General features: G+C 54.5%; 21 protein-coding genes. 7 read left to right on the forward strand and 14 right to left on the reverse strand.

Annotated elements, in window-relative coordinates; translation table 11 throughout:
* Positions 1-114: 114 nt before the first annotated feature.
* The 7 genes from DQG13_RS30930 to DQG13_RS20635 all read right to left on the reverse strand — a co-directional run bounded on the left by DQG13_RS30930 (position 115) and on the right by DQG13_RS20635 (position 6,004).
* Positions 115-282 carry a hypothetical protein gene (locus DQG13_RS30930; RefSeq protein ID WP_181592886.1) on the reverse strand — a complete coding sequence of 56 codons (168 nt, stop codon included), beginning with the start codon at positions 280-282 and terminating at the stop codon, positions 115-117.
* Positions 283-374: 92 nt separating this feature from the next.
* Positions 375-1,775 (reverse strand): NADPH-dependent glutamate synthase, encoded by a 1,401-nt coding sequence (gene gltA, locus DQG13_RS20610; RefSeq protein ID WP_113021683.1) that lies wholly within the window; start codon positions 1,773-1,775, stop codon positions 375-377.
* Positions 1,776-1,781: 6 nt separating this feature from the next.
* Entirely contained in the window at positions 1,782-2,609 is an 828-nt protein-coding gene (locus tag DQG13_RS20615; RefSeq protein ID WP_113021686.1) for a sulfide/dihydroorotate dehydrogenase-like FAD/NAD-binding protein, read from the reverse strand.
* A 157-nt stretch (positions 2,610-2,766) separates the two neighbouring features.
* Positions 2,767-3,348, reverse strand: coding sequence for a hypothetical protein (locus DQG13_RS20620; protein WP_113021688.1), 582 nt, complete (start codon positions 3,346-3,348; stop codon positions 2,767-2,769).
* Between the two features lie 14 nt (positions 3,349-3,362).
* Entirely contained in the window at positions 3,363-3,989 is a 627-nt protein-coding gene (locus tag DQG13_RS20625; RefSeq protein WP_258525785.1) for a L,D-transpeptidase, read from the reverse strand.
* A 98-nt stretch (positions 3,990-4,087) separates the two neighbouring features.
* Positions 4,088-4,921, reverse strand: coding sequence for a hypothetical protein (locus DQG13_RS20630; protein WP_113021690.1), 834 nt, complete (start codon positions 4,919-4,921; stop codon positions 4,088-4,090).
* 27 nt (positions 4,922-4,948) lie between these two features.
* Complete coding sequence (locus tag DQG13_RS20635; protein WP_113021692.1) at positions 4,949-6,004, reverse strand: YlbL family protein; 1,056 nt, start codon at positions 6,002-6,004, stop codon at positions 4,949-4,951.
* 311 nt (positions 6,005-6,315) lie between these two features.
* Between DQG13_RS20635 and DQG13_RS20645 the strand changes: the two genes are divergently transcribed.
* On the forward strand, positions 6,316-6,900 hold the full coding sequence (locus DQG13_RS20645) for a 50S ribosomal protein L25 (protein WP_113021696.1): 585 nt from the start codon (positions 6,316-6,318) through the stop codon (positions 6,898-6,900).
* A gap of 318 nt (positions 6,901-7,218) precedes the next feature.
* Positions 7,219-8,931, forward strand: coding sequence for an ABC transporter ATP-binding protein (locus DQG13_RS20650; protein ID WP_113021698.1), 1,713 nt, complete (start codon positions 7,219-7,221; stop codon positions 8,929-8,931).
* Between the two features lie 66 nt (positions 8,932-8,997).
* On the opposite strand, the gene DQG13_RS20655 is transcribed toward DQG13_RS20650, so the two are convergent.
* The 4 genes from DQG13_RS20655 to DQG13_RS20670 form a co-directional block, all read right to left on the reverse strand.
* Positions 8,998-10,386 carry a TolB-like translocation protein gene (locus DQG13_RS20655; protein WP_113021700.1) on the reverse strand — a complete coding sequence of 463 codons (1,389 nt, stop codon included), beginning with the start codon at positions 10,384-10,386 and terminating at the stop codon, positions 8,998-9,000.
* A 125-nt stretch (positions 10,387-10,511) separates the two neighbouring features.
* Positions 10,512-11,678 (reverse strand): ABC transporter permease, encoded by a 1,167-nt coding sequence (locus DQG13_RS20660; RefSeq protein ID WP_113021702.1) that lies wholly within the window; start codon positions 11,676-11,678, stop codon positions 10,512-10,514.
* Positions 11,665-12,807 carry an ABC transporter permease gene (locus DQG13_RS20665; RefSeq protein WP_113021704.1) on the reverse strand — a complete coding sequence of 381 codons (1,143 nt, stop codon included), beginning with the start codon at positions 12,805-12,807 and terminating at the stop codon, positions 11,665-11,667. The genes DQG13_RS20660 and DQG13_RS20665 overlap by 14 nt, the downstream gene beginning before the upstream one ends.
* A gap of 12 nt (positions 12,808-12,819) precedes the next feature.
* On the reverse strand, positions 12,820-13,788 hold the full coding sequence (locus tag DQG13_RS20670) for an ABC transporter ATP-binding protein (RefSeq protein WP_258525786.1): 969 nt from the start codon (positions 13,786-13,788) through the stop codon (positions 12,820-12,822).
* Positions 13,789-13,936: 148 nt separating this feature from the next.
* Here DQG13_RS20670 and DQG13_RS31260 point away from each other — a divergent pair, with 148 nt between their 5' ends.
* The 3 genes from DQG13_RS31260 to DQG13_RS20685 all read left to right on the forward strand — a co-directional run bounded on the left by DQG13_RS31260 (position 13,937) and on the right by DQG13_RS20685 (position 18,819).
* The gene (locus tag DQG13_RS31260; protein ID WP_220094428.1) at positions 13,937-15,019 is read left to right on the forward strand and encodes a sensor histidine kinase; all 1,083 of its coding nucleotides are present in this window, start codon (positions 13,937-13,939) and stop codon (positions 15,017-15,019) included.
* Between the two features lie 68 nt (positions 15,020-15,087).
* Positions 15,088-15,708 (forward strand): response regulator, encoded by a 621-nt coding sequence (locus DQG13_RS20680; RefSeq protein ID WP_113021706.1) that lies wholly within the window; start codon positions 15,088-15,090, stop codon positions 15,706-15,708.
* A 24-nt stretch (positions 15,709-15,732) separates the two neighbouring features.
* Positions 15,733-18,819, forward strand: a complete 3,087-nt coding sequence (locus tag DQG13_RS20685) for an ATP-binding response regulator (RefSeq protein WP_113021708.1) — start codon at positions 15,733-15,735, stop codon at positions 18,817-18,819.
* 532 nt (positions 18,820-19,351) lie between these two features.
* Here DQG13_RS20685 and DQG13_RS31765 read toward each other — a convergent pair.
* The 3 genes from DQG13_RS31765 to DQG13_RS20700 form a co-directional block, all read right to left on the reverse strand.
* Positions 19,352-20,689, reverse strand: coding sequence for an NTTRR-F1 domain (locus DQG13_RS31765; RefSeq protein WP_181592887.1), 1,338 nt, complete (start codon positions 20,687-20,689; stop codon positions 19,352-19,354).
* Positions 20,690-20,970: 281 nt separating this feature from the next.
* On the reverse strand, positions 20,971-22,257 hold the full coding sequence (locus DQG13_RS20695) for a hypothetical protein (protein ID WP_113021709.1): 1,287 nt from the start codon (positions 22,255-22,257) through the stop codon (positions 20,971-20,973).
* Between the two features lie 63 nt (positions 22,258-22,320).
* Positions 22,321-23,106, reverse strand: a complete 786-nt coding sequence (locus tag DQG13_RS20700; RefSeq protein ID WP_113021711.1) for a formate/nitrite transporter family protein — start codon at positions 23,104-23,106, stop codon at positions 22,321-22,323.
* Positions 23,107-23,343: 237 nt separating this feature from the next.
* Between DQG13_RS20700 and sigK the strand changes: the two genes are divergently transcribed.
* On the forward strand, positions 23,344-24,045 hold the full coding sequence (sigK, locus tag DQG13_RS20705; RefSeq protein WP_113021713.1) for an RNA polymerase sporulation sigma factor SigK: 702 nt from the start codon (positions 23,344-23,346) through the stop codon (positions 24,043-24,045).
* A 179-nt stretch (positions 24,046-24,224) separates the two neighbouring features.
* The gene (locus DQG13_RS20710) at positions 24,225-25,532 is read left to right on the forward strand and encodes a galactokinase (RefSeq protein WP_113021714.1); all 1,308 of its coding nucleotides are present in this window, start codon (positions 24,225-24,227) and stop codon (positions 25,530-25,532) included.
* The last annotated feature ends 9 nt before the right edge of the window (positions 25,533-25,541 follow it).

Here is a 25,541-nt window from a genome sequence, read left to right on the forward strand (position 1 = left end):
GATGCAAAATGAAAAGCCTGCTTGCGAAAAAATGCCCTTTTTTCGCAGACAGGCTATTTGGCGCTATTGTACGCAATGGGACGTTGCATGATTCGGCAGCGGCAGGGCGGAGGGTCAGCCCAAATATTCCATCCTGCGGTGAAGGGACACATTCTCTCCATAGGTGGCACGAAGGGTCTGGAGCAGATCCACCATCATCCAGTACATTTCCCTGGGACGCTGATTGGCAGGTCTTACGGTGTCGATCCGCACGCCATTCACAACTACATCAAGAACGATCATTACGCTTCACGACCTTTCCATGAGCTATCGTTTTGAGTAGACTATAACACAAATGGATAGGCCGTGTAAAAATATTTAATCAATTCAGATTATTAATTTTTTGTTGATTGTATGGATTGGTGGATAGCCGCGGCGGCTTTTTTGCCTGCGCCCATGGCAAGAATGACTGTTGCCGCTCCCGTCACCACGTCGCCGCCTGCATATACCCCGGGCTTGCTGGTTTCCATAGTGGTTTCCTCCACGATGATCCCGCCCCAGCGTTGAGTGGAAAGGCCGGGGGTTGTAGAGCGGATCAGCGGATTGGGGCTTTGGCCGATGGCGATAATGACTGTATCCAGCTCCATGGCAAAAATGCTGTCCGCTTTCTCCACCGGACTGCGGCGGCCGCTGGCATCAGGCTCGCCCAGCTCCATCTCCACGCATTCCATGCCGGTGACCCAGCCGTTCTCGCCGGTAATCCGGACCGGGTTGACCAGGAGCCTGAAGCGGATGCCTTCCTCTTCGGCGTGATGGATCTCCTCCCGGCGGGCGGGAAGCTCCTCCATCCCTCTGCGGTAAACGATGGAAACCTCCTCGGCCCCCAGCCGCAGGGCTGTCCGGGCTGCGTCCATGGCTACATTGCCGCCACCCACCACAGCCACCTTTTTGCCTACACGGACAGGGGTTGGGCTGTTGGGGAACTCATAAGCCTTCATCAGGTTCACCCGGGTCAAAAACTCATTGGCGGAATATACGCCGTTCAGGTTTTCACCGTCTATGCGCATAAACCGGGGCAAGCCGGCGCCGCTGCCTACGAAAACGGCCTGAAAGCCGTCCTCGAACAGCTCATCCACGGTAATGGAGCGTCCCACCACCACATTGCGCTCGATCTTGACGCCCAGGCTGACAACCTTCTCGATTTCCTCCTCCACCAGTGACTTGGGCAGGCGGAATTCGGGAATGCCGTACATCAGCACGCCGCCAAGGGCGTGAAGGGCTTCAAACAGCGTTACCTCATAGCCCAGCTTGGCCAGATCGCCGGCGCAGGTCAGCCCTGCGGGACCGCCGCCTACAACGGCAACCTTGCCGCCGTTTAAGGGCGGAGCCGGCTCCTCCGGCAGCTTGTGGGCCATGCCGTAATCGGCGGCAAACCGCTCCAGGCGGCCGATACCCACAGGCTCGGCTTTTTTGCCCCGGATGCAGCTGCCCTCGCATTGGGATTCCTGCGGGCATACCCGGCCGCACACGGCAGGCAGATTATTCTCCTGCTTGATGATCCGGTAGGCGCTCTCAAAGCGCCCTGCGGCGATTTCGCCGATAAAATCGGGGATCGGCACATTAACCGGACAGGCGCTCACGCAGGGTTTGTTCTTGCATTGCAGGCAGCGGGTGGCCTCCTCCATGGCCTGCTCAGCCGTATAGCCAAGGGCCACCTCCAGGAAGTTGCGCCCCCGCTCCAGGGGCGGCTGTTCGGGCATTGCCACCTTTACCGGGCTCATGTTCGCTCTAGGCATTCTCCGTCACGCTCCTGTTCCGATACGGCAGGCATGGGCTTCCATTTCCTTGTACATGCCCTGTCTGCGTATACATTCGTCAAAGTCCACCAGCAGCCCGTCAAAATCCGGCCCGTCCACACAGGCAAACCGGGTTTCATTGCCTACGGTGACCCGGCAGCCGCCGCACATGCCCGTGCCGTCGATCATGATGGGGTTAAGGGATACCCCGGTGGGAATCCCCAAGGGTTTGGTAATGTCCACCACCGCCTTCATCATGGGAAGGGGGCCGATGGCAATCACTTCGTCGTAAACATGCCCGTTATGTAGAAGCTGCTTCAAAATATCCGTCACAAACCCCTGGATGCCGCAGGAGCCGTCATTGGTGGCCATGTAGGTTTGTCCGCAGAAGGCGGCAAATTCCTTCTCCAGGATAATAAGGTCTTTGCTTCTTCCGCCCAAAATCACATCCACGTGGGCTCCGGTTTCCTTCCACTTCCGCAGCTGGGGGTATAAGGGCGCCGCGCCTACGCCGCCGCCGATGCCGATAATCCGTTTTTTGCCGGGATGGATGTCTGCAGGACGGCCCAAGGGGCCCGCGAAGTCCGCAATGCCCTCGCCCGGGGCTTTCTCCGCCAGCCTGCGGGTGGAATAGCCGACTATTTGATAAATAATGGTTACCGATTGCTTCTGCCGGTCATAATCGGCGATGGTCAGAGGAATGCGCTCTCCGCCTTCCTCCACCCGGACCATGACAAATTGCCCGGGTTCGCATTTGCGCGCCACATACGGCGCATGCACGACCATGAGCTCCACGGCGTCGTTGAGCTTGCGCTTTTCGAGAATCGTGTACATGTTGGCTTGGCTCTCCTTCTTAAGTCGAATGCTTATTCCATTATAGCGCCTTCCATCCGGGACATTTGTTTGCGACTATGTATATTTCATGAAAAAACGGGCAAAACAATCCCCCAAAGCATTTCCATAAAAAAAGCCCTCCGGATCAACCGGAGGGTCAGCGCCCGGACAGGCTTATCACCTTGCTGCGGAATTGCGGCAGGGTTAATTGATCGAAGGCGGCAAAGCCTCCATTGGCCAACAGAGAGACGGACTTGCCGCCGTACAGGGGGTATAGTCCCTGCCACAGGCCAGCCAGGGTGTAATATTCAGTGGCCCCGGCTTTTCGCAGAAAGAAGACATAATCTCCCGATTCCAGCGGCCCCGTATAGGTTTTGTTTAAGGGATCGGCCGCATCCGGCAGCGGCTCTACCCCTGAGGTAAGCAGCTTCACCGGGGAGGAGGCGGAGCCTTTCCAGACGCTGGTCACCCGAATCTGCTGAACATAGTGGACGATTTTTCTGCCGGAGATTTCTCTGCCGGTGGGATAGGCTTGCTGGGATTCCTCCAGATGGCCCTCCACAATCAGGTCGGCGCTTTGGGTGAGGTCCCTCTCGGAGGCTACTGTCTGGACGGGAACGGGAATGTCGGCAGGCTGCGGGGCTGCCGCCGCGGAAGGGGACCATACCGTCAAGATAGCTGCAGCGGCAGCTATATGTATAAAGGCAAGCTTCAAGCCTGCCTGAAACGGTTTATTCATTGGCAGCCATCCTTTCAGTCATTGGTGATGATGACCCGGGTTTTCAACGGAATATGCCGGTACAGGTATTCCACATCCTTGTTCCGCATGCGGATGCAGCCCGAGCTGGCGGACAAGCCGATGGACCAGGGGCGGTTGGTGCCGTGAATGCCGTATTTGTAGCCGCCGTCAATGCTTAAGCCCATCCACCGTGTGCCCAATGGATTGTCCGGATGGCCGCCGGCAATGTTTTTGCGCATGTAATACGGCTTGTGAACCTTGGTGACGATCCGAAATTCGCCTTCCGGCGTCAAATTCCCCCGTCCCGTTGCCACCGGAAAGGCGTATATCACCTGACCGTTCATGATCACGTGCAACTTATGCCTTTTTTTGTGGATAGCCAGATACAGCTCTTCCTCTCCCACAATAGGGCCGGGGGGAGCCGCCTGATTCAACTGGGCCGCATCCTGAGCGGGATCGGCTCTGGCCTCGGCTGCCGATGCATCGCCTAAACAAAGCAGCATAATGACCGCTGCAAGGAGCAGTTGTGCCGCCTTCCTCCATGAACGCGCCGGAAAACCGTGGATTTTCGCTAATAAGAGCCGGGCTGTGCGCAAGACATTCACCTCCACATTAGCCTGTGCAGGAAACTGTTCGCCCATTCATGTAAAACCATTCCTCCAAACGTGACAGAGGCTTCACGGAATAGAAAAAAGCCCGCCGAGGCGGGCTTGCAGCACAGTCCATATTACAATGCAGTCTATTGGGAAAGCCACTCCAAAGCCTTGACGGCATTGTCCATTTTATTGGCATTCACCCGAATCAGGGCGATTTTTTCCACATCCGGCAGCTTCAGCTCCTTGATGGCCGGATGGTTGGAAACATCAATGCCTGACCAAACGGTTTCTCCCGTCTCCGTCTCTGCGGTAAGCCGTTTGTCTTTGGGGACAGAGGCCAGAGCGGAAACGCCGTCCAAACGGAGGAAAGCTCCTTGTTTGCTGAACTTGGCGTAGTTGATTTTGTCCATGATGTAAATATCGGCCTTGTCGGCGGCCATGGAGATAATGGCCTTCTGCAGCATCGCCATGCCGTATTCATCCTTGGGATCGGTGGGGGCGTACTGGTTGACAATGTGGATATCCTCCCAGTCCTTCATGTGCTCCAGCGCCTTTATTTCAAAGCTGTCCAGCTCTCCCGAGATTTGATAGTCCGTAAAAAAGGTCACCTTCAGATCCGCCCGTTCGATCCGTTTCTCCTCACTGCGGTTCTGGATGATGCTGGAGGCGGTAAAAAAGACAATCAGCACCGCGGCGATGGTTCCGATGATATGCCACCGGTAATATTCATACACATACTCGATTTTGCCCAGTGTTTTGTTCTTCGGTTCCTTCTTGCGGATTTCTTCCTCAATGGCGATGCCTTTAATGAAATTATACGCCTTGGTAATCTCATCCATGGAGGGGGCACCAGGCTCTTCCCCGCCCGCCTGTTTCTTTCTGCGGAGCAGGAGCACCGTATACCGCTTCTCTACCTCTTCATCTGTGGCGTTTTCATCCAGACCCAGCAATGCATAAGCGCTTTTTTTGTCCATCATGCTCTCGAAATCCTCCTGAAATATAAATTAACCCTGATCCGGCAGTTCTGCCAGGAAAGCTGCGGCTTCTTTCAGCGTGGCTACGGGAATCAGCTTCATACTGGTGGAATAGCTTTGGAGGAAAGCCTCGGCTTCCTTCTGGTTGCCGTCGGTTTCCTGCACATCCTTGGGACACAGAAAGTACGCCGCGCCTTCCCGGCTGGCCGCCACCAGCTTATAGCGGATGCCTCCGATCTGTCCCACATTGCCCTTGGCGTCAATGGTGCCGGTTCCGGCAATTTTGAGCCCCCGGGTGTAATCCTTTTGCTCCAGCTTGGATATGATGTCCAGCGTGAGCATCAGACCGGCGGAGGGGCCGCCGATATCATCCAGCTTGAAGTGGACGGGAATGTCGGGAAGCACCTTCCTCACCGGGGAAAAGTAAAAACCGATGCCTGCCCGGGAAGTCCCGCCGGTATCCTCCAGCTTCACCAGGGTCACGGTTTCCTCCAGGGTCTTTTTGCCCCGTTGAATCTGTACCTTAACCGTCTCGCCGGGTTTGCGGTTCTTCAATTGAAGGGCCAGCTCCTCGGAGTTGCGGATGGTTTTGCCGTCGATGCCGTTGACAATATCGCCTTCGTGAAGCTTGCGGGAGGCCAGGGTATCCTTTAAGAAGGAGCGGATAATGACACCGGTTTCCTCCACTTGAAGGGGTTTGTTCAAATAATCGTAGGCCGCCATTACGGCGCTGGCCTCCGAATCCACCCGCATCCATTCCGTTAGTTGGTTATACGCATCAACATCGGAGACGTTCCCGATTGCCTGCTCTACCGGAACGGTTTCCGTATATTTTTCCTTCAGCCGGACAAATGCATATTCCAGAATGCTGGGTTTGATATGCTGGAGCACGGTGGTAAACAGAAAATCCCCTTTTTCCTGCCAAGCCGAGCCTTCCACACTAACCCTGGTTTTCAGCGCTTCTGCCGATCCCGGCGTTTTCACGAAATAGGGAAGCGGATAAAACAGCAAAAATCCCAGAATGGCTGCCAGAGCCAATGTGCCCGTCAGCCGGGCCTTGCTCCAGGAGGACCTGTTGTTGGACATGCGCGTTACCTCGTTAGTGGATTTTACCTAATCATACCGGGTTTGGAGAGCGGATTCAATCGCTTAGGCGGCAGCTAATTTGCGGAATGGAAGGATTCGGGTGCAAACGGAAGGAAAACCGGCAAATTCACCCGGTAAACCTGGTTAACGGGACAACAGCCTCCCTGGTTCCCGGTATCGGCCCATTGCTCCGGCCGGCTGGTGATTCCGGCTCTCCTGCCGGTGTTATAATAAAATTAAGCGCGCTTTTCCAGGATTATACGGAAGAAGGAAAAGCTGCGGCCAATTTTGTATGACGGGAGGACAAGTTTATGTTCGTCAAGCTTCAGGCAGAACCGCGCAGCACATTCAGCAAATCGGCCAAAACCGAATTGCGCAAGGCGGGGCGTGTTCCCGCTGTTGTGTACGGCAAGAAATGTTCCGGCACCCCGATTACGGTCAATGAAAAAGAAGTGCAGCAAATTTTGAGCGCCCGTCCCAATGCTCTAATTGAGCTGGAGGTGACTGGCGAGTTCAAGGGTACCGCCGTCATCCGGGAAGTCCAGCGGGACAGCTTCAACCGGCGGCTTCTCTCCGTGGCGTTCCATCAGGTCACTGCCAATGAGCCCATCCGGGTCAAGGTCCCGCTGGAACTGGTGGTGACCCCCGAGGACAAGGAGCTGGAGGTGCAGTTCCTCCATCACGAGCTGGAAATCCAGTGCTTGCCGGATCAGATTCCCCAGGCACTTCAGGTGGAACCGGGGCCTCTGCGTCATGGACGGGCTTTGCTGGTAGAGGATATTCCGCTGCCGGAGGGCGTTAAGGCGCTGTTGCCTCCGGAGGAGGTAGTGGCCACCGTGCTGCATGTGGCAGTGGCGCAAACTCCCGCCGAGAGTGAAGCGGAGGCTACAGCTTAAGCGCGCTGCCGCTGTCCGCCCACTGCTGGCGGGTGGTCTGGGTGGAGCAGGCATGTTGCGGAATCATAAATAAGGTACGCCGCTTGTTTCCCTGACGGGGAGACAGGCGGCTTTTTTGTTGGGGAGCGGCGAAAGAGAGTGTTTGGCGGGAGTTTGGGCGGCGGCCGCGGCAATTCGGCTTGATTTCTGCGGCAGATTTGCTAGACTTAACGGCAGGCTGGTCCATTGCGGCGGTGGCATGGGGCAGGGGGCGGCCAACTCAGCTTAAGCTTACGAAGCAAACTTTGCTTAACAGCAAAGTTCTCAGGAGGGAATATATTGCTGCGTCAATTTTTTGCCTACTACCGTCCATACAAACGGCTGTTCATTCTGGATTTTAGCTGTGCGGTTGTAGTGGCCTTGCTGGAGCTGGTGTTCCCGCTGGCGGTGAATCAGGTGGTGGACAAGCTGCTGCCTACCGAAAACTGGAGCTGGATCGTCTGGGCCTGCCTGGGCCTTCTGGCTATCTATCTGATCAATATGGTGCTGCACTTTATTGTTACGTATTGGGGGCACAAGCTGGGGATCAACATCGAAACGGATATGCGCAAAAAGATGTTCGATCATCTGCAGAAGCTCTCCTTCCGCTACTTTGACAATACCAAAACAGGCAACCTGATGTCCCGCATCTCCAACGATCTGCTGGAGATCGGCGAGATGGCCCACCACGGGCCAGAAGATATGTTTATTGCCGTGATGACACTGCTGGGCGCTTTTTTCCTGATGCTGGGGATCAACTGGAAGCTGGCGCTGCTGACCTTCGTGGTGGTGCCTTTCCTGCTCAGCTTTACCTTGTACTTCAACCGGAAAATGATGGGCGCCTTCCGCAGCATGATGTCGGAGCTGGCAGAGGTGAACGCGCGGGTGGAGGACAGCATCGGCGGCATCCGGGTGGTGCAGGCGTTTGCCAATGAAGCCTACGAAAAGAAGCTGTTCGCCGTCAACAACGGCCGCTTCCGCCAGACCAAGCTTTTATCCTATAAAATTATGGCCTGGAACACTTCCATCAGCTACATTCTGATGCGGGTAGTCACCGTATTCGTGCTCCTGTGCGGAACCTGGTTTGTGCTGCAAAAGGAGATCAGCTACGGGGAGTTTCTGGCGTTTATCCTCCTGACCAACGTCTTCCTGGGGCCCATTCAGAAGATCAACACCATCATCGAAAGCTATCCCAAGGGGATTGCCGGCTTCAAGCGGTATATGGAAATTCTGGAGACGGAGCCTGACGTGGCGGACCGCCCGGGTGCAAGGGAGGCAGGGGCGCTGCGCGGGAATATCCGCTTCGAGGGAGTCACCTTCGGGTACGATCAGGAGCGGCCGATATTGCAGAGGGTGGATCTGTCCATACAGGCCGGGGAGACCGTTGCTTTTGTAGGGCCTTCAGGTGCAGGGAAAACCACCCTGTGCAGCCTGCTGCCCCGGTTCTACGAGGTGCAGGAGGGACGCATTACTGTGGATGGAAAGGATATTCGCTCCTATACCCTGAACTCCCTGCGCAGGCAGATCGGCATTGTCCAGCAGGATGTGTTTCTTTTCTCCGGTACCATCCGGGAGAATATCGCCTACGGGCGCCTGGGCGCTTCGGAGGCGGATATCCTGGAGGCGGCCCGCCGGGCCAAGCTGGGGGAGCTGATCGAGTCCCAGCCGGAGGGGCTCGACACCATCATCGGCGACCGGGGCGTGAAGCTCTCCGGCGGGCAAAAGCAGCGGCTGGCCATCGCCCGGATGTTCCTGAAGAATCCGCCGATTCTCATCCTGGACGAGGCCACCTCCGCCTTGGATACGGAAACCGAAGCGGCCATCCAGCAGTCCCTTGCCGAGCTGTCCCAGGGGCGGACCACTCTGGTCATCGCCCACCGCCTGGCCACCATCCGGAACGCGGACCGGATTGTTGTCGTCACCGAGGACGGGATTGCTGAAGCCGGCACCCACGAGGAGCTGCTGGAGCAGGACGGCCTTTACAGCCGTCTGCATAACGCCCAGTTCCGTTAAGCATACGGAAGCGGCGGAACATAACAAACCGGGTGAGGGCATAGGCCCCTTCCCGGTTTGTTGGTTTTACCTCCAGTATTTCACTTCTCCGGCGCTGTATTCGGCCCAGGCAATAGCTGTGGGCGAAACCCAGCCCAGGAAATGTCCGATCCCTACAAAACGCTGCTTGTCCCCGGTTAAATCCGTCACCCATATTTCCATAAAAAATCCGTCGTTGGAGCGGGTGATATAAACCAATCTGTTTTGGTCAGGTGAAAAAAAGGGGAAAATCTCCCGTTCTTTTTCCTCAAGCTTCCTTAAAAGCTCCTGATGCTGCTGCCCCACGTCCGGCACTTCCACAGCCGTCTGCGCAGCAAGATCAAACTCCCTGTAACCTCGATACTGCTTCTCCGGCAATTCAGTTCTGACCCTCACTCTGTTATCGTTCACCCATTCCAAAGGATAAATATTGATGTAGCCATCACTGTGGGAAATATAGGCCGCTTCCGGGAAGGTGTTCCGAACCTGTCCTTTCTCGTTAATGATGACTAAATCCGCCTCCGACAGAAAACGCTCGTCCTGAAGCATTAGCCCGATGAGCTTGCCGTTGGGAGAAGAAGACATGCCCACAATCGGCTTGGCGGAAGTATAAATCAGGCGGGCTTGTTCGGTCCGGGTGTTGATCCGGTAAACCTGCGAGTGGGACATGACGGCATAAATGGCATCTTCGTAAAGAATTTTGGGCAGGATTACGGCTTCATATCCATGCAGGCCCTTCAGGCTGAAGCGGTCTTCCGCAGCAGGCAAGGGCAATGTCCGGACAGCGCCGTCGGATAGACTGGCGATATACAGTCCTGCATCGTCATAAGCCAGCGTATAGGACAATCCCGTCTCCGCATGTTTGGCCATTTGCTGGAATGGTTTGGCGGAAGGCAAATAGCGATGCTGGAACGGCTCTAATTCTGTTACTACAGTGGCTGCAGCCAACCCGCTTTCCCGGTATTGGACAGCGCCTCCGGACAAGTGGGGCATCTCTTCATTTATCCGTCCATGCCCATCGGCAGGCGGATAGTCAGCCTGGAAATGAATGATTTCCCGCGGCAGCAAATCCGAAAAGGTCAAGGCAAACTCCTTGCCGGACTGCCACTCCAGGGTGTAGGATAAGCTCGCTCTTCCGGGATGATTGCTTGCCAGCTGCTTGGGCAGAGCTTGCTCCAGAAGGCTCCGGTTTAGCTCCAGGTTGGAGGAAAACCGGAATGTGACAGAATTCCGGTCCGTAACAGGGAACCGCTTCTCATCGGGATTCATCCGCAAATATTGAGGTTCACCGGGGGGAAGCTCAGTCGGACTTGGAGAAATGGCCGGGGTGGGGCTTGGAGCCGGAGGAACACTGCCCGCTTCCGGGGACGCGGCTTGAAAACAGCCGGACAAAACGGCTGCAAGAACGGAAAGGCAGAGCATCAAGCGAATGTTCATATAATCCGTCACTCCCATTTTCAATCATGTCTAATATAAAACTAGACGCAGGAAGCGGGTTGGAAGTTTCCCTGCAACAAAAACAACCGCCAGGAAAAACCCTGACGGTTGTTGTTATGCTGCGCTTAAGCCCTCAGCCGGTTTCGCTTGGCTACCACCATGGAGATGGCGAAGAAGGCCAGGGCGAAGCCTGCGGTGATCAGCATGTTGTTGAAAACGGGAGACAGGCTGGACCAGGAGAAGTCCGTCAGGCTGCCGATTTTGCTGTTGGCCTGGACGTACCAGTAGGTCGGCGTGAAGCTGGCCAGGCGCAGCACCGGGCTGGCGAGAAACTCCTGGGGAACGAAGACGCCGCTGATAAAAGCGGGGCCCAATGACGCCACATTGGCGATGGCGCTGATGGCATTGCGGCTTTTCACCAGATTGCCGATGAGGAAGCTGGCGCTGGCCAGGCAAAGGGTGAAGACCAGGGAATTGAGCAGCAGGTAGATCATATTTTGGGTCAGCGCATCCTTCGGATCGAAAATAAAGCAGGCTCCTGTCATTAAAATCCAGGCGGCGCCGGTAAACACCAGATTGGCCAGGAAAAATTGCAGGTTGATGCTCCCTGCCGGCAAAGGCGAGCAGAAATTCCGGCGGCTGAGGTCCCGGTTATTGAAGACGATCATGATGGCGGATACGCCCAGAATCAGCACCGAGGTCAGCGTATAGGCCAGAAAGTTAAAATAGTACACGGAGAAGCTTTGGGAGATATCCTTTTTGCCGCCGGAATTGGAGATGTTCACCTCGGTGTTTGCGGCCATATCCTTGGCCACCCGCAGGACGGTCTCCTCCTGGGAAATGCCGGGGCTGTTCTGGGAGTGCAAAGCAGCCAGGCGCCAGTATTGATTGACGGTCAGATCCACATAGATGTTTTCCATGGAGCCCGGAACCACTGTTTTCTGCAGCTGGAGCCCGCCGCCCTGCAGGAAGGAGCCGGTAAAGCCTGCAGGAATGCGCAGAATGTACGTGACATCCCGGAAAAACAAGGCGTCCTGCAGCTTCTCTTTTTCGTCGGGAAGCTCCACCAGTTGGTTCGTCTTGGACAGCTCCTCTTTGAAACCCTCCACAAGGGGAGTGCTTTCCTCTGCCAGAAAAGCGATTTTGGCTTTGGTCTGGCTGAACCCTTGGGTTTGCTGATTCACATTGGAAACGGTGATCAGTGTAGAAATCACCAGAAAAATGATCACATAAATAGAAATGGACGGCAGATTCTTCTTGATAATTTTCAGGCAAAGGTTAAAGACTGGCATATTTCCGCCTCCTGATGATGGAATAGGTTCCCAGGCAGAAGATTGCTGCAAAGACGCCCATCAGGCCCAAATTCAACAGATATCGGTTCAGGGTATCGTAATAGTACAGCGAATAGAAGGCGTCCGTCAGCAGATTGACGGGATTGAGATAAGCCAGAAGAGGCGCTTTTTGGGCGATGATATATTTCATATTGAGCATCATCATGCCGGACAGGAAGGAGCCTACCATGGTGACGCAGATCAGGATGGCGGTTTTGAGACCCTCGCCTTTTTTGACGGCGGCGCTGATCAGAGCGCCGAAGGACAGCCCCAGGATACAGCCGACGAAGGCTGTCAGCAGCACATAACCAACCCGCGGGCCAAAGTCCACATGGACAAAAAACGCCAGGTAAGCCAGCAGAATGAGAATCTCCGCATACAGAATGACAAGCGCCGCGGAAAGCCCCGCCACAAACGCCTTGAGCTTATGAACCGGGGACATGTTGATCCGGGCCGCCCGGGCGGACAGATCCGCCTGGATATCCGTTACCTCCTGGAGGCCGAAGAAGCTGCCGTAAAAGCAAGTCATGGCAATCAGGCTGTAGAAATAGTTGAGGATATTATTGGGGGCGGCGCTGCCGGCGGCCACTTCCGTTACATACCCGCGGGAGAGGCCCAGGTTTTCGAGCAGCCCGTTTTGCAGGGCCTGCGGATTGGCGGCGAGAATTTGACCCACCGCAGACGCGGTTTGCCGGTACTGGTCGGCAAAAATTTTGATGATGCTTTGGTTCAGACCCGATTTTTTGACGGTTAAGGCAAGACTTTCCGCAACGCTGAAGTAGCCTTCAATTTCGTCCGATGCAAGAAGCTGCTCCGCCTCCTCCTGGGTGGATACCTCCCGGAGATTGAAAATCCGGCTGTCTCCGCTGGACACCATCGTCAATGTCTGCTGAAAGCCGGCATCCTGCTTGTATCCGGCATCGTTTACCACGGCGACGGCAACAGGCTTAAACGTCTCGGCGCTGTTCAAATTGGAAAAGGCCATGTTAAAGAAGGTGGACATGAGAAGCGGAAACACCAGTGTCCAAAACATCAGCTCCTTGTTGCGGAGCAGACATTTCATGCGCGTGAAAAACAGATGTGAGAACATCAATACCGCCTCCTAATCCCGCAATTCCTTGCCGGTGATCTCCAGGAACACATCATTCAAGGTGGGAAGCTCGGAGTAGATGCGTCCGAAGCTGATTTCCCTATTTTTCAGAAACTCCAGCACATTCTCCAGATTGTTGCGCCCTTTGCCGGATTTAATGGACAGGGTTCTGTCGGTGGCTTCAGCGGATTCGATGCCCGGCACTTTCCGCAGCGCAGCCAACGCCTCCGGCTGGACGGGGGCAAAGGTTTCCACAGTAATTTTTTCACCGGTGGCGATCATGCCCTTCAGCTCCTCCTTGCTGCCCGCGGCAATCACCTTGCCCTTATCCATAATCACGATCCGGGAGCAAATTTGCTCCACTTCCTCCATGTAGTGGGAGGTATAGACAATGGTGGCCCCTTGCTCGTTCAAGCGCACAATGCCCTCCAGAATTTTATTCCGGCTTTGCGGGTCCACGGCTACGGTGGGTTCGTCAAGAATGATCAGCTTGGGCTTATGGGCAATGCCGCAGGCAATATTGAGACGCCGCAGGAGACCGCCGCTGAGCTTCTTGGGGTAATATTTGGTGAATTCCTCCAGCCCGACGAACTCGATGGCTTCCTGTACCAGCTTCTTGCGCTCTCCTTTGTCCCGGATATAAAGCCCGCAGAAATAATGGATGTTCTCATACACGGTCAGCTCGTCAAAAACGGCGACATTCTGCATAATAATGCCGATATCCCGCTTCAAATCATAGGAATCCGGCTTCATCGGTTTGCCGAATACCTCCACCTCGCCCTTGTCATAATCCAGAAGCGCCAGGATACAGTTGATAATGGTGGTTTTGCCGGAGCCGTTGGGGCCAAGCAGTCCGAAGATTTCCCCCTCCTGCACCTCCAGGGACAGATGATCCAATGCCAGCAGATCCTCGTACCGTTTCACCAGATTTTTCACTTTGATTACCATATGGACCTCCGCCTCCTCATCCTTTAATGCCATGTTAAGCCTTCCGGACCAGGGAGATAAGTGCGCGGTGTCAGAAGGCTGCGATGACAAATGTCATTTCCGGTGTGAACTTGTCCATCTGCAGCTCCGGGGCTGTGATAGAATAGAAGCTGCAAGGATTCCGCCTCTAAGGATGAATGCGATGATGAATTTAACGGATAAAGTGATATTGTTTGCTTCCTGCCTGGTGGTTTATTTATTCGATCCTGCCTCCGGCATGGAAATTGCCCCGGTGCTGATCGCCGTGATTATCAGCAGCCTGATGTTCTATTACGACGGCAAACGCGCCAGTCTCCTGCTGGCCTCTCTGTTTATCGCCGCTTGTCTGCCCCTGCCGGGGTTGCTGTTCTTTCTGCCGCTGGTGGGTTATGACTTGTTTTTTCGCCCGTGGCAAAAGATCGGGTTTGCCGCGCTTGCTCCTGTTTTCCTCCACTGGGAACGGTCGGATGTGATGATGGTGATGCTGGTGCTGCTGCTGGGGTTTGCCGCAATTCTGAAGCGGAGGACGGATGCCCAGCTGAAGCTGGTGGCTAAGTTTTATGAGCTTCGGGATTCCTCACGGGAAATGGCCCTTATCCTGAAACGGCAGAACAAGGAGCTGATGGAGAAGCAGGATGACCGGATCAGCCTCGCCACCTTGAACGAGCGCAACCGTATTGCCCGGGAAATCCATGATAATGTGGGACATCTGCTGTCCAGCGCGCTTTTGCAGATGGGGGCTTTGCTTGCGGTGACCAAGGATGAAAAAGCCCGGCAGCCCCTGTTGACCCTAAAGGCCACCCTTTCCGAGGCTATGGACAGCATCCGGCAGAGTGTGCATAATTTGTACGATGAATCTGTAAACCTGCAGGCCCAGCTTCAGGAGCTGGCGGATAAATTCACCTTCTGCACCCTGGAGTTTGACTATGAAATCCAGAGCAATCCGGACAAACGGCTGAAATATGCGCTGATCTCCATCGTCAAGGAGGGTTTGTCCAATATTGTCCGCCACTCGGACGCCACTTGGGCCAGCGTCGCCTTGCGGGAGCATCCGGCCTTTTACCAGCTGGTGATCCGGGATAACGGACGGGTGAAGGAAGTCAATATGGAGAGCGGCATCGGATTGAAGAATATTGAAAGCCGTGTGGAAGCCTTTCATGGGATCATGCGCATCCTTTCAAAGGACGGTTTTGCGCTGTTTATTTCTATTCCTAAGGACTTTCCGTCAGGAAAGTCGGCATCGTAAGGATAGGCTAAGGACTTTCCCACAGGAAAGTCGGCATCGTAAGGATAGGCTAAGGAGGAGGCTGCGGAATGAGGGTTGTGGTTGTGGATGACGACAGGCTGGTAACGGCTTCGCTCAAAACGATTTTGGAGGCGGAGGAGGATATTGCGGTTGCAGGCGTCGGCAATAGCGGACGGGAGGCGGTGGAGCTGTCCCGGGGGCTGCGGCCGGATATTCTGCTGATGGATATCCGCATGGAGGGGATGACGGGCATTGAAGCGGCGGAGCTGCTGCTGGCCGAGGAGCCCTCCCGGAAAATCCTGTTTTTGACCACCTTTTCCGATGATGAATATATTGTCAAGGCTCTCCGGATCGGGGCCAAGGGATACATACTGAAGCAGGATTTTGAGAGCATTGTGCCTTCTCTGCGCACGGTGTACGGAGGACAACGGGTATTCGGGGATGAAATCATCACCCGTATTCCGGCTCTGCTGAACAAGGGCGTCAAGGCGGACTTGGCCCGGTTAGGGTTAAACGAGAAGGAATGGGAGATTATCGTCCAGGTAGCCGATGGGCTGTCCAACAAGGAGATCGCCAAGAAGCTGTTCTTAAGCGAGGGCACAGTCCGCAATTACATCAGCATTATTCTGGAAAAGCTGGAGCTGCGGGACCGGACCCAGCTGGCCATTTTTTATTTCCGGAATGGTTGAGTTGGCGGGGAGAGAAGGGAGCCTATGAATTCATACCGCAAAATGATGCTGCTGGCTGCTTTGTTTTTACTGGCGCTGACCAGTGTGCGGATAGTTTGGCTGGTTGCCCGCAGCGAACCCCTTGATCCGGCCGCGCAAAAAGGAGTGCTGGATTTGCGTCCGTACGGGCTGCCCGGCGGCCGCACGATGAATCTGGACGGGGAGTGGGAGTTTTACCCCTCCCAATTGCTGGAGCACGTGGAGGCAGAGGCCGGGTCTGCCCCGGTTTTTGCACAGGTTCCCGGCTTATGGGACAGTGAACGCTTTGAACGGGGAGGCGGAGCATATGGTTACGGAACATACCGCCTCCGCATTTTGCTTCCGGAAGGGGATCACGAAGTTCTTGGGCTTTCCTTCAAGGATGTCAAACAAGGCTCTGCCCTTTATGTGAACGGCCGCTATTACGGCGGTTCGGGAAAGCCGTCCGCGGAGGCAGAAAGCTTTGTCTCCGGAGTAATGCCGTACGAGGCTTTTTTTGTACCCTCGGGCAATGAATTGGAGATCATGGTTCAGGTCTCGGCCGACGGCTCCTACCGCTACAAGGGAGGAATCACCAAACCCGTTAGCTTCGGGACCGCTGCTGCCATCCAACGGGAAAAAGCAAAGAGTATCATGCTGCAGGGGGCTGTTATTTCCCTGCTTCTTCTGGCAATGCTTGTGGTGCTGATGACCTATCTGCTGGGAACCCGTTCACGGCTCTTGCTGAGTCTCCTGCTCGGGTTGGGGATGGGGGCAGGCACCTTGTTCATCTCCGACGATAAGCTGGGAATGGAGCTGATTCCCCTCACATATGGGGGGGTAATCAAGGTGACTTGGTTTCTGGTGCCGGTAATGGTGGCGGCCTGCTTTGATTTTATTGTCAGGCTTCTGCTCCCTGCAAGGGTGAACCGGCGCTATCGGGTACTGATGGGCATCTTCTGTTTTTGGATGCTCCTTGCGGCGCTGCTTCCGGCCCGCACCGTTGCCTCGCTTGACTTGTTGAACCGCAGCCTATCCATGGGCTTCCTGCTGGCCATCATTGCTGTTATTGTGATTGCTGTCCTGAGGGGGAAGGAGGACAGCATCTATTTGCTTCTGGCAGGCTCGAGCATGGTATCCAATCTGCTCTGGAGCACCTACAAAAACCATACCACCGTTAATATGGGCTTCTACCCGGTGGATCTGATCGTGGTTTTCCTAAGTCTGTCCGCGTATGCCATGCGGCAGTATTTCCGAAAGGTGGAGCAAGCCAAGGAGCTGGCCTTGCGATTGCAGCAGGAGGATCGGCGCAAGGATGAGTTCCTGGCCAACACCTCCCATGAGCTGCGCAATCCCCTTCACGGCATGATGAATATTGCCCAGACCTTGCTGGAGAGCGAGCGAAAAACCGGAGGAGCCGATGTTGTCCGGAATTTGGAACTGCTCCTGACCATCGGCGGCAGGATGTCGTGGATGCTGGGCGATCTTCTGGAGCAGGCGCGGCTTAGGGAGAAGGGCGTCAAGCTGCAGCTTGCTCCGGTGCAGCTGCAGCCCCTTGCTGCCGGTGTGATTGACATGCTGGCTTATCTGACGGAAAAGAAGCCGGTGCGGCTGCAGGCGCTGGTTGCCCCGGATTTCCCGCCGGTGCTGGCGGATGAGATGAGATTGATCCAGATTCTCTTTAACCTTGTCCACAACGCATTGAAATTCACCGAGGAAGGTTCGGTTACCATTTCCGCCCGGTTGGCCGGCAAGGAGGCGGAGCTGGAGGTGCGGGATACGGGGATAGGCATGGATGAGGCTGCCGCCAGGAAAGTCTTCGAGGCCTATGAGCAAAGGGCATCCGGCTATAGCGCCGCAGGCGGGGGATTTGGCCTGGGTCTGTCCATCAGCAAGAAGCTGGTTGAGCTCCATGGCGGTACGATCCAGCTGCAGACGGCCCCCGGCAAAGGAACGGCGTTTTTCTTCCGGCTGCCTCTTGCCCAGACGGCTGCGGCTCCGGCGGAGACTTGCAGTCCGCTCCAGGAGGAGAGTTTCCCTCAACAACCGGAGCTTCCGCCTGCTGCCCATCTGCCGGGACGGACCGACAAGCCCAGGGTGCTTATGGTGGACGATGATCCGGTAAATCTGAAGATTCTTACCGGGGTATTGTCCCCGGACCAGTACCGGATTGCTACTGCCGGCGGCGGGCGGGAGGCGTTGAAGCGAATCGAGGAGGAGGAGTGGGACCTGCTGATTTCCGACGTGATGATGCCGGGCATGTCCGGCTATGAGCTTACGGCTATCCTGCGTACCCGCTACTCCCTGCTGGAGCTGCCTGTGCTGCTCCTGACGGCCCGCAGCACCCCGGAGGACATTCAGGCAGGCTTCCGGGCCGGAGCCAATGATTACGTTGCCAAGCCGGTGAATGCGGTGGAGCTGCGGACCCGGGTGGAGGGCCTGACCCGGCTGAAGCAAACCATGGATGAGCTTCTGCGGATGGAGGGGGCCTATCTCCAAGCCCAAATCGAGCCGCATTTTCTTTTCAACGCCATGAACTCCATCTCCGCTCTGGGGAATCTGGATGCAGAGCGCATGCGCCGGATGATTGATGCATTCAGCTCGTATCTGCGGATCAGCTTTGATTTTCTCAATACCAAAGACGTGGTTCCTCTTCGGTATGAGCTGGAGCTGGTCAAGGCTTATCTTTATATCGAGCAGGAGCGGTTCGGCCAGCGGCTGGCTGTGAAGTGGGAGCTGGAGGAGGAAGCGGAAACCAGCAGGCTTATGCTTCCGCCCTATTCGATTCAGCCCCTGGTGGAGAATGCGGTGAAGCATGGCATCCTGTCCCGCTCCCAAGGAGGGCAGGTAACCGTGCGGATTCAGAGGGAGGGCGATTCGGTGCTTGTGGCCGTGGAGGATGACGGGGCGGGAATGGACGAGGCGCGCTGCGCCGGGCTTCTTCAACCCGCAGCCTCCCCGGGGAGCAGGGGGGTAGGGCTGATGAATACGGACCGGAGGCTCCGGAAGCGGTATGGCAGCGGCTTGTCCATTGCAAGTCGGCCGGGACAGGGCACGGCGGTTTCGTTCAAAATTCCCAAGCGGTTCGCCGCGGCTACGGGGGAACAGGCATAGGGATGGCGGGATATTGATCTGCCGTCCCATTTTTAGACCTCTTTTCGTGACACGTAAAGTCCCTCAGGCGGCACCCCGCCGAAAAATGGCGCATCCGCGTTGGAATGGGGATCAAGGGCAGACGTAATGAGGGGAGAAGACCATGGCGCATGGTGGGCATGGATGATGCATTTGTCTCATTAGATGATTGGTTGTGGATTGCGGTTGCGGACAGAGCGTCCGTTATTTTCTTTATTTAGGGTCTTTTTGGATTTTCGCGGACAGACGATCCTTTATTCTGTTTCAGAAGCGTGGAGAATCCCTGGTTTCTGAGATTTAGCGGAACCTGAGTCCGCTCCGGAGAAAAAAGGGCCAATTTTTGCGAAATAACGGAACCAGGGTCCGTACAATGAGATGTATGACGTAGGGAGTCCAGCAGATGCCCATTGAGGGAGGGGGGATTTTTTAAATAGAAAAACCATCCCAAAGCCGAGCCTTGGGATGGTTTGGATGAAGGGATGCGCAATATGGCGCAGGGTTACTTATAAGTCTCTTAGGAAATGCCAAGGCCGGCACTTGCATAACCGGCGATGGCGGCTGCTAGATCGACACCAGCGGTGACTTCTGCAGAGAATACCAAAAGCAATCTGGTTCCTGCGGTGACAGGAATGTTCAGCCCAGTGGTGATACCGCTGCTGACATCTCCGATAGAAATTAATCCCGTGAGAGGGGGCGCTAAGGTGACTACTGCACCCGGCACCGCAACGAAGGTGTCGTCAGGTGTGGCGGATTGGAATAATTGGGCGGATACCGTTACAGTCGAGCCAATCAGGCTGAGTCCGGCGCTAATGCTCAAATAACCGGCCAAGGAGGTGATAACCCCATCCCTGGGCATGGAGAATGCATAGTTGGCCAGACCAGACAGATCGATTGTTCCGCTGGCTGCGGAGATACCGGGAAGGTTAAGTCCGAATCCAACCGCGCTGGAGGTGTTAAGCAAACCTCCAAGTACAGTGCTCAAAGCAACAGGTGTGCCGGACGCAAAGGGAATAATGGCTCCATCACCCGCCAGACCGGTGGGCCCGGTGACGCCGTCAGCGCCGGTAGCGCCAGTGGGCCCGGTGACGCCGTCGGCGCCGGTAGCGCCGGTGGGCCCGGTAACACCGTCAGCGCCGGTAGCGCCGGTGGGCCCGGTAACACCGTCGGCGCCGGTAGCGCCAGTGGGCCCGGTGACGCCGTCGGCCCCGGTAGCGCCGGTGGGCCCGGTGACGCCGTCGGCGCCGGTAGCGCCGGTGGGCCCGGTAACACCGTCGGCCCCCGTAGCGCCGGTGGGCCCGGTGACGCCGTCGGCGCCGGTAGCGCCGGTGGGTCCTGTAGCACCCGTGGCCCCAGTAGCTCCGGTAGCGCCGCCCCCTCCAGGATTCAGATCCTCGGCGTCCATAAGGACAACTTCATCCACCAGCATGTTGCTGGTAGCCGGCCGCGGAGCCAAACTAACGGAAAGCTGCGCAAACGCGATTCCTGCAGGCGCAGGAGTGGTGACTCCCTCAAAAACCTGCCATTGCGAGTTGGTAAAGAAACCCGGCGGCACAATCAACAAATAGCCGGCGCCAAGATACTGCTGGGAGCTGTCGAGATAGTTAACGGTGACAACAACCGCGGGGCTTGCCCCGCCGAAGGGATACCCCAGAGACAAAGATACGTAGAGCCCTTGCCCCGGAACGACAGACACCATCTGCTGCAAGGAAGCGTCGGGAAGCCCGCTCAGCAGTTGGGCGCTCTGGAAGCCTTCTTTGGAGATGGAGCTGGTTGTGGTATTTACTGCTGTCCAGCTGCTTAGTCCCCCCTCAAAACCTCCATTGATAATGCGATTGCTTAATTGAATGGCCAATACTATCACCTCAGTTTTCAATAATGTGAAGTGGCTTACAGGAGAGTTGTGCCATAACAGGGATTTTTTGCACAACTCTCGCTGGCAGTCAATATATTGTATAGAAAATGAAAGATTTGGAGACGGCACATTTGCGCATTTATTCGTGGTGAAATTTACAAAATTTTCATTTGCATTAGGGAATTGAACCGGGAGCGGCCAAACATGATCAATAAAATAGGGCAAGGAATCCTCCCCAGGAGGTTCCCTTGCCCCGTCAATTTGGGTACAGAGCCTATCTTTTAGACGACGAAGAAGTATTCATTCACAAAGCAGATGGTAATCACCGTATTGAGCATAATCAGCAAGGCAACCGCGCTGCTTCGGATGATGGGGTGGCGGGCCGTAAGATCATGCAGATAAAAGTACATGGGAATGGAAACCATCATGTATCTGACAATGCTGGTTAAGAGATCCGGCGAGCTGCTGAAGGGAATGGCGATCAGGAAAAAGCCGTAGACAAAAAACAGCAGCTCCAGCAAATTGCCGAACAGCTTCCGCCAATGTTTTACCGCATAGAGGAAAAACACCAGCAAAGCGAAGGTGGCCATAACGAAGGAGATGACACCGTTATCCCAGCCGCCTCCTCCCAGAATGAAGTACGGCTTGCTCAGATAGTGGAGGTAATTCCCAAACGGAAAGGCCGTGGCCCGCCCCCAATTATCCTGCTCGTGCATAGGAGCCAGGAAATCTCCGGTGAGATGCTTCATATAGGCCAGATAGCTCAGCATCGGCAATATCGCCATTACAGCGTAAGCCAGGAACCGGGCATCCGCCCAAACCAGCCGGCGCCGCCGGAACAGCTCCACCAGAATGGCCCCTCCGGCGAACACCAGGTTGGCTATGCCCGGCACCCGCGTCACCGTGGACAATCCGGCAGCCAGCATCGCCCAGAAAAACCGCTTCGTATGCGCAAAATACAGGGTTGCCGCACAGAGAAGAAGAAACAGACTTTCCGTATACATCAGCGAAAAGTAGATGGAGGCGGGATACACCACCACCGTGAACAGAATAAAGCCGATTCCTTCCTTGGCGACTCCCCGGGCCAGGGCGGTCAAGTGAATGAAGTACAAAGCGAAGACCAGCAGCACATTGGACAGCACCAATCCGATGGTGTGCAGACTCCAGGGGAGGAGATAGGACAGTCCTTTGACCATAAGCGGATACAGCGGGAAAAAGACCCAGTTGGCGGGAGGATGAGGCTCGTCAATCCGATATGTATGGTACCCGTCCCGGGCAATGCTCATATAGGAATATACATCGAACTTGTATACATGGGAGGGCTTCAGCACCTGCGTATCCGACAGCTTCTCCGGCAGGTCCATAACCCGGAGCACCTGCCCGTCTCCCAGATCAAAGGTTTTGTAGGTGGGCTCCATGGTGTATATCGAAAACAAATTCAATCCCAGATAGCCTATTCCGTACAGCAAAAGACGGCTTACGAGCACAAGCAGCAGCGCATATCCCAGAATGGCCGCGTGGCGCTTCCAACCCGGTTTTTCCAACGAGGGGGCAGTGTTAACGGGCATGTTATCTCTCCTATTGTTCTCTTTATGTATATAGACGCGACTTTGCACGTTTTTGTTGCCAGATTAATGGGAATCATCCAAAAAGGGTTTGTTTACGTAATAATACATCACTCCCATGAGAATGCCGCCGCCGATAAGATTGCCGATGGTAACCGGAATCAGATTATGAAATACTCCGTACCAGGAAATGGTTCCCGGGTGGTGCAAAACCAGGGCGATGGCGAAGGTGCACATATTGGCAATACTGTGCTCGTACCCGGAGATGAAGAAGCAGAAAACGAAGAGCATCATGGCAAACATCTTGGCCCCGTCGCTTTTCATAGCCATGGGCACGAAGAAGGCCAGGCAGACCAGCCAATTACAGAGAATCGCCCGGAAAAACAACTGGCTGGCCGGCGCCCCCATCTTGTGGGCCACTACATCCAGCAGGAATTGGTTGACACTGGAGGAATTGAAGAGCCCGGTGAGATAAATCAGAAGAGCAAAGGCGGCGGCCCCGAGAATATTGCCCATGTAGCTGACGCACCACATCCGCGCAACCTCCACCCACTCTATTTTTCGGCGCAGGGCGGCGTAACTGTAATAGAAGGTGTCGCCGGTGAACAGATCTCCGCCGCCGTAGGAGATCAGAATAATGGCTGCGCCGAAGGTGATAGCCGCCATGGGGTAGGTGAGAGGCGATTTTTCCAGGAAAAAATAGTTCCCCGTTTTGAAGGCGACAATCACGCCGAAGCCGATGAACATGCTGGCCAGCATGGCTCTCGCAATGTAGCGCAGGACGCTTTGACGGTAAATTTTTTGCTTCTTGAGGGCCAAGGCCTCTACCTGTGCTAGCATTTCCATTTCCATCGCCGCGTAAGCCTCCTTATGCATAGTTGGAGAAACATACAGGATCTCCCTGTTTGAATTAAGGTTTATTATACCCAATTACCCCAAGGGAATCGAATGAACCGGGAGCGTTTGGTTTTTTGCCTGCGGTACAGGCACAAGTAGGCGGATACCCACATAAACTGTTACTACTTTGCTTACGCTCATGCTACTCCTTCAGCGGGGCATGGTGCATATTGCTGACAAGGGGTGACTGCCGTGCCGGGATTTTTCGCCATGATTGCCTTATTCATTAAAGAGCTTTCCTTATTGGTTTCGTATGTGAAAAACAATGCCTTCCCGCAGCCCTTATCGGAAAGCGAGGAGGCAAAGCATCTGAAGCTGATGGCCGGGGGAGATCTGAACTCCCGCAATATGCTGATTGAGCATAATCTGCGCCTGGTAGCCCATATCGTCAAGAAGTTTGACAATACCGGTGAGGACCTGGAGGATTTGATCTCCATCGGCACCATCGGGCTGATCAAGGCCATCGAATCCTTTTCGCCGGATAAGGGGACGAAGCTGGCTACCTTCGCTGCGCGGTGTATTGAAAACGAAATCCTCATGCACCTCCGCTCCCTGAAAAAAACGAAGAAGGATGTATCCCTCCATGATCCCATCGGAACGGATAAGGAGGGCAACGAAATTACGCTCATTGATATATTGGGCAGCGAATCCGACGATGTGGCGGAAATGGTGCAGATGAAAATCGAGAAGTCCAAAATTTACGCCCATCTGGATATTCTGGATGAACGGGAGCAGGAGGTCATTCGGGGACGGTTCGGCCTCGACACCGGGGGGGATGAGCGGACCCAGCGGGAAATCGCCAGGGAGCTGGGAATCAGCCGCAGTTATGTGTCGCGGATCGAGAAGCGGGCGCTGATGAAGCTGTATCATGAGTTTTATAAGGCGAAGCGGTAAAAATGTGAACACGGCGGATTTGATGTGTTGTGAGAATAGGGGCGCTGAGCGCCTCTTTTTTCTATTGGAATGCAGTGAACCATTCTTATATTTACATGGAACGGAAGTATGCGATATAATAATTTCATGGACTTTCTTTATTGACTAAATAAAGTGATTAAAAATAGGGAGGTTACAGTATGCATTCATTATCCATAGAGGAATCGAAGCAGCTCATACAATCTTCTTCGTTTGCTCAATTGTTGGAAGACATGTACGGCAACAATGAGTATACAATTCAAAAGCAAAGGTACCTAAGCCTTCTTGAATCATTCAGGAAGGAATTCGGTGAAGGGAAAGTAAGTTTATTTAGTGCGCCGGGAAGAACTGAAATTAGCGGGAATCATACTGACCACAATTACGGGAAAGTGCTGGCTGGCAGCATCAACTATGATACGATTGCCGTCTCACGACAGATTAATGAAGACACGATAACCATCTTATCAGAAAGTTATACAGATAAGTTTATAATCAGTATTACAGACCTCAAACAGAATCCGGGGGATAATGGCACGGCAGCGTTAATTCGCGGTATTTGTGCAGGTTTCCTTGAATTTGGATTTAAGGTGGGCGGGTTGGATGCTTACATATCCAGCAATGTATTGTCAGCCAGTGGATTAAGTTCCTCAGCATCCTTTGAAATGCTGTTATGCTCAATCATGAATGATTTTTATAACGAGGGTTCAATTGATCCGATTACTTTAGCAAAAATCGGTCAATATGCGGAGAACCATTATTGGAATAAACCCTCGGGCCTCCTTGACCAGATGGCATGTGCAATCGGAGGTGCCATTTCGATAGACTTTGGGAATCCCAACACTCCGTTAGTCGAACAAATTGACTATGATTTTAGCAAAGACAACTTTAGTCTTGTTATCGTGAATACAGGCGGAAACCACGCGGATTTAACAGATGCTTATGCCTCTGTCCCCAACGAGATGTTTTCAGTTGCAAAAGCTCTGGGGAAAAAAGTGCTCATGGATTTATCCATAGAGGATATATTAGCCAATTTGTGCCAACTTCGAGAAAAGCTTGGCGATAGAGCTGTGCTGCGCGCCCTTCATTTTTATAAGGAAAATGAGCGTGTGGACATGCAGGTTGAGGCCTTAAAATCCAATGACTTTGATCGTTTCTTAATCCTAATCAAGGAATCCGGCAACTCCTCATGGAAGTGGCTTCAGAATTGTTATCTTAATCAAGAACCGCGGGAACAAGCGGTATCCGTTGCCCTAGCTCTTACAGAAATCTTTATAGACACGATAGGCAGGGGGGCTTGTCGCATTCATGGCGGCGGGTTCGCGGGTGTCATCTTAGCGATAATTCCCAATACTTCTATTGAGCAATATGAGAAATTGATCAGAAAGACTTTAGGGACTGATCTCTTTAAGATTAACATCCGTAAGCAAGGGGCCATTTGCCTAAATAGAACAATCGCCGCCGTTCATTAACAAATCCAA

Origin of the sequence: Paenibacillus sp. YN15, from assembly GCF_003285005.1 — a bacterium.
Lineage (GTDB): Bacteria > Bacillota > Bacilli > Paenibacillales > NBRC-103111 > Paenibacillus_AR.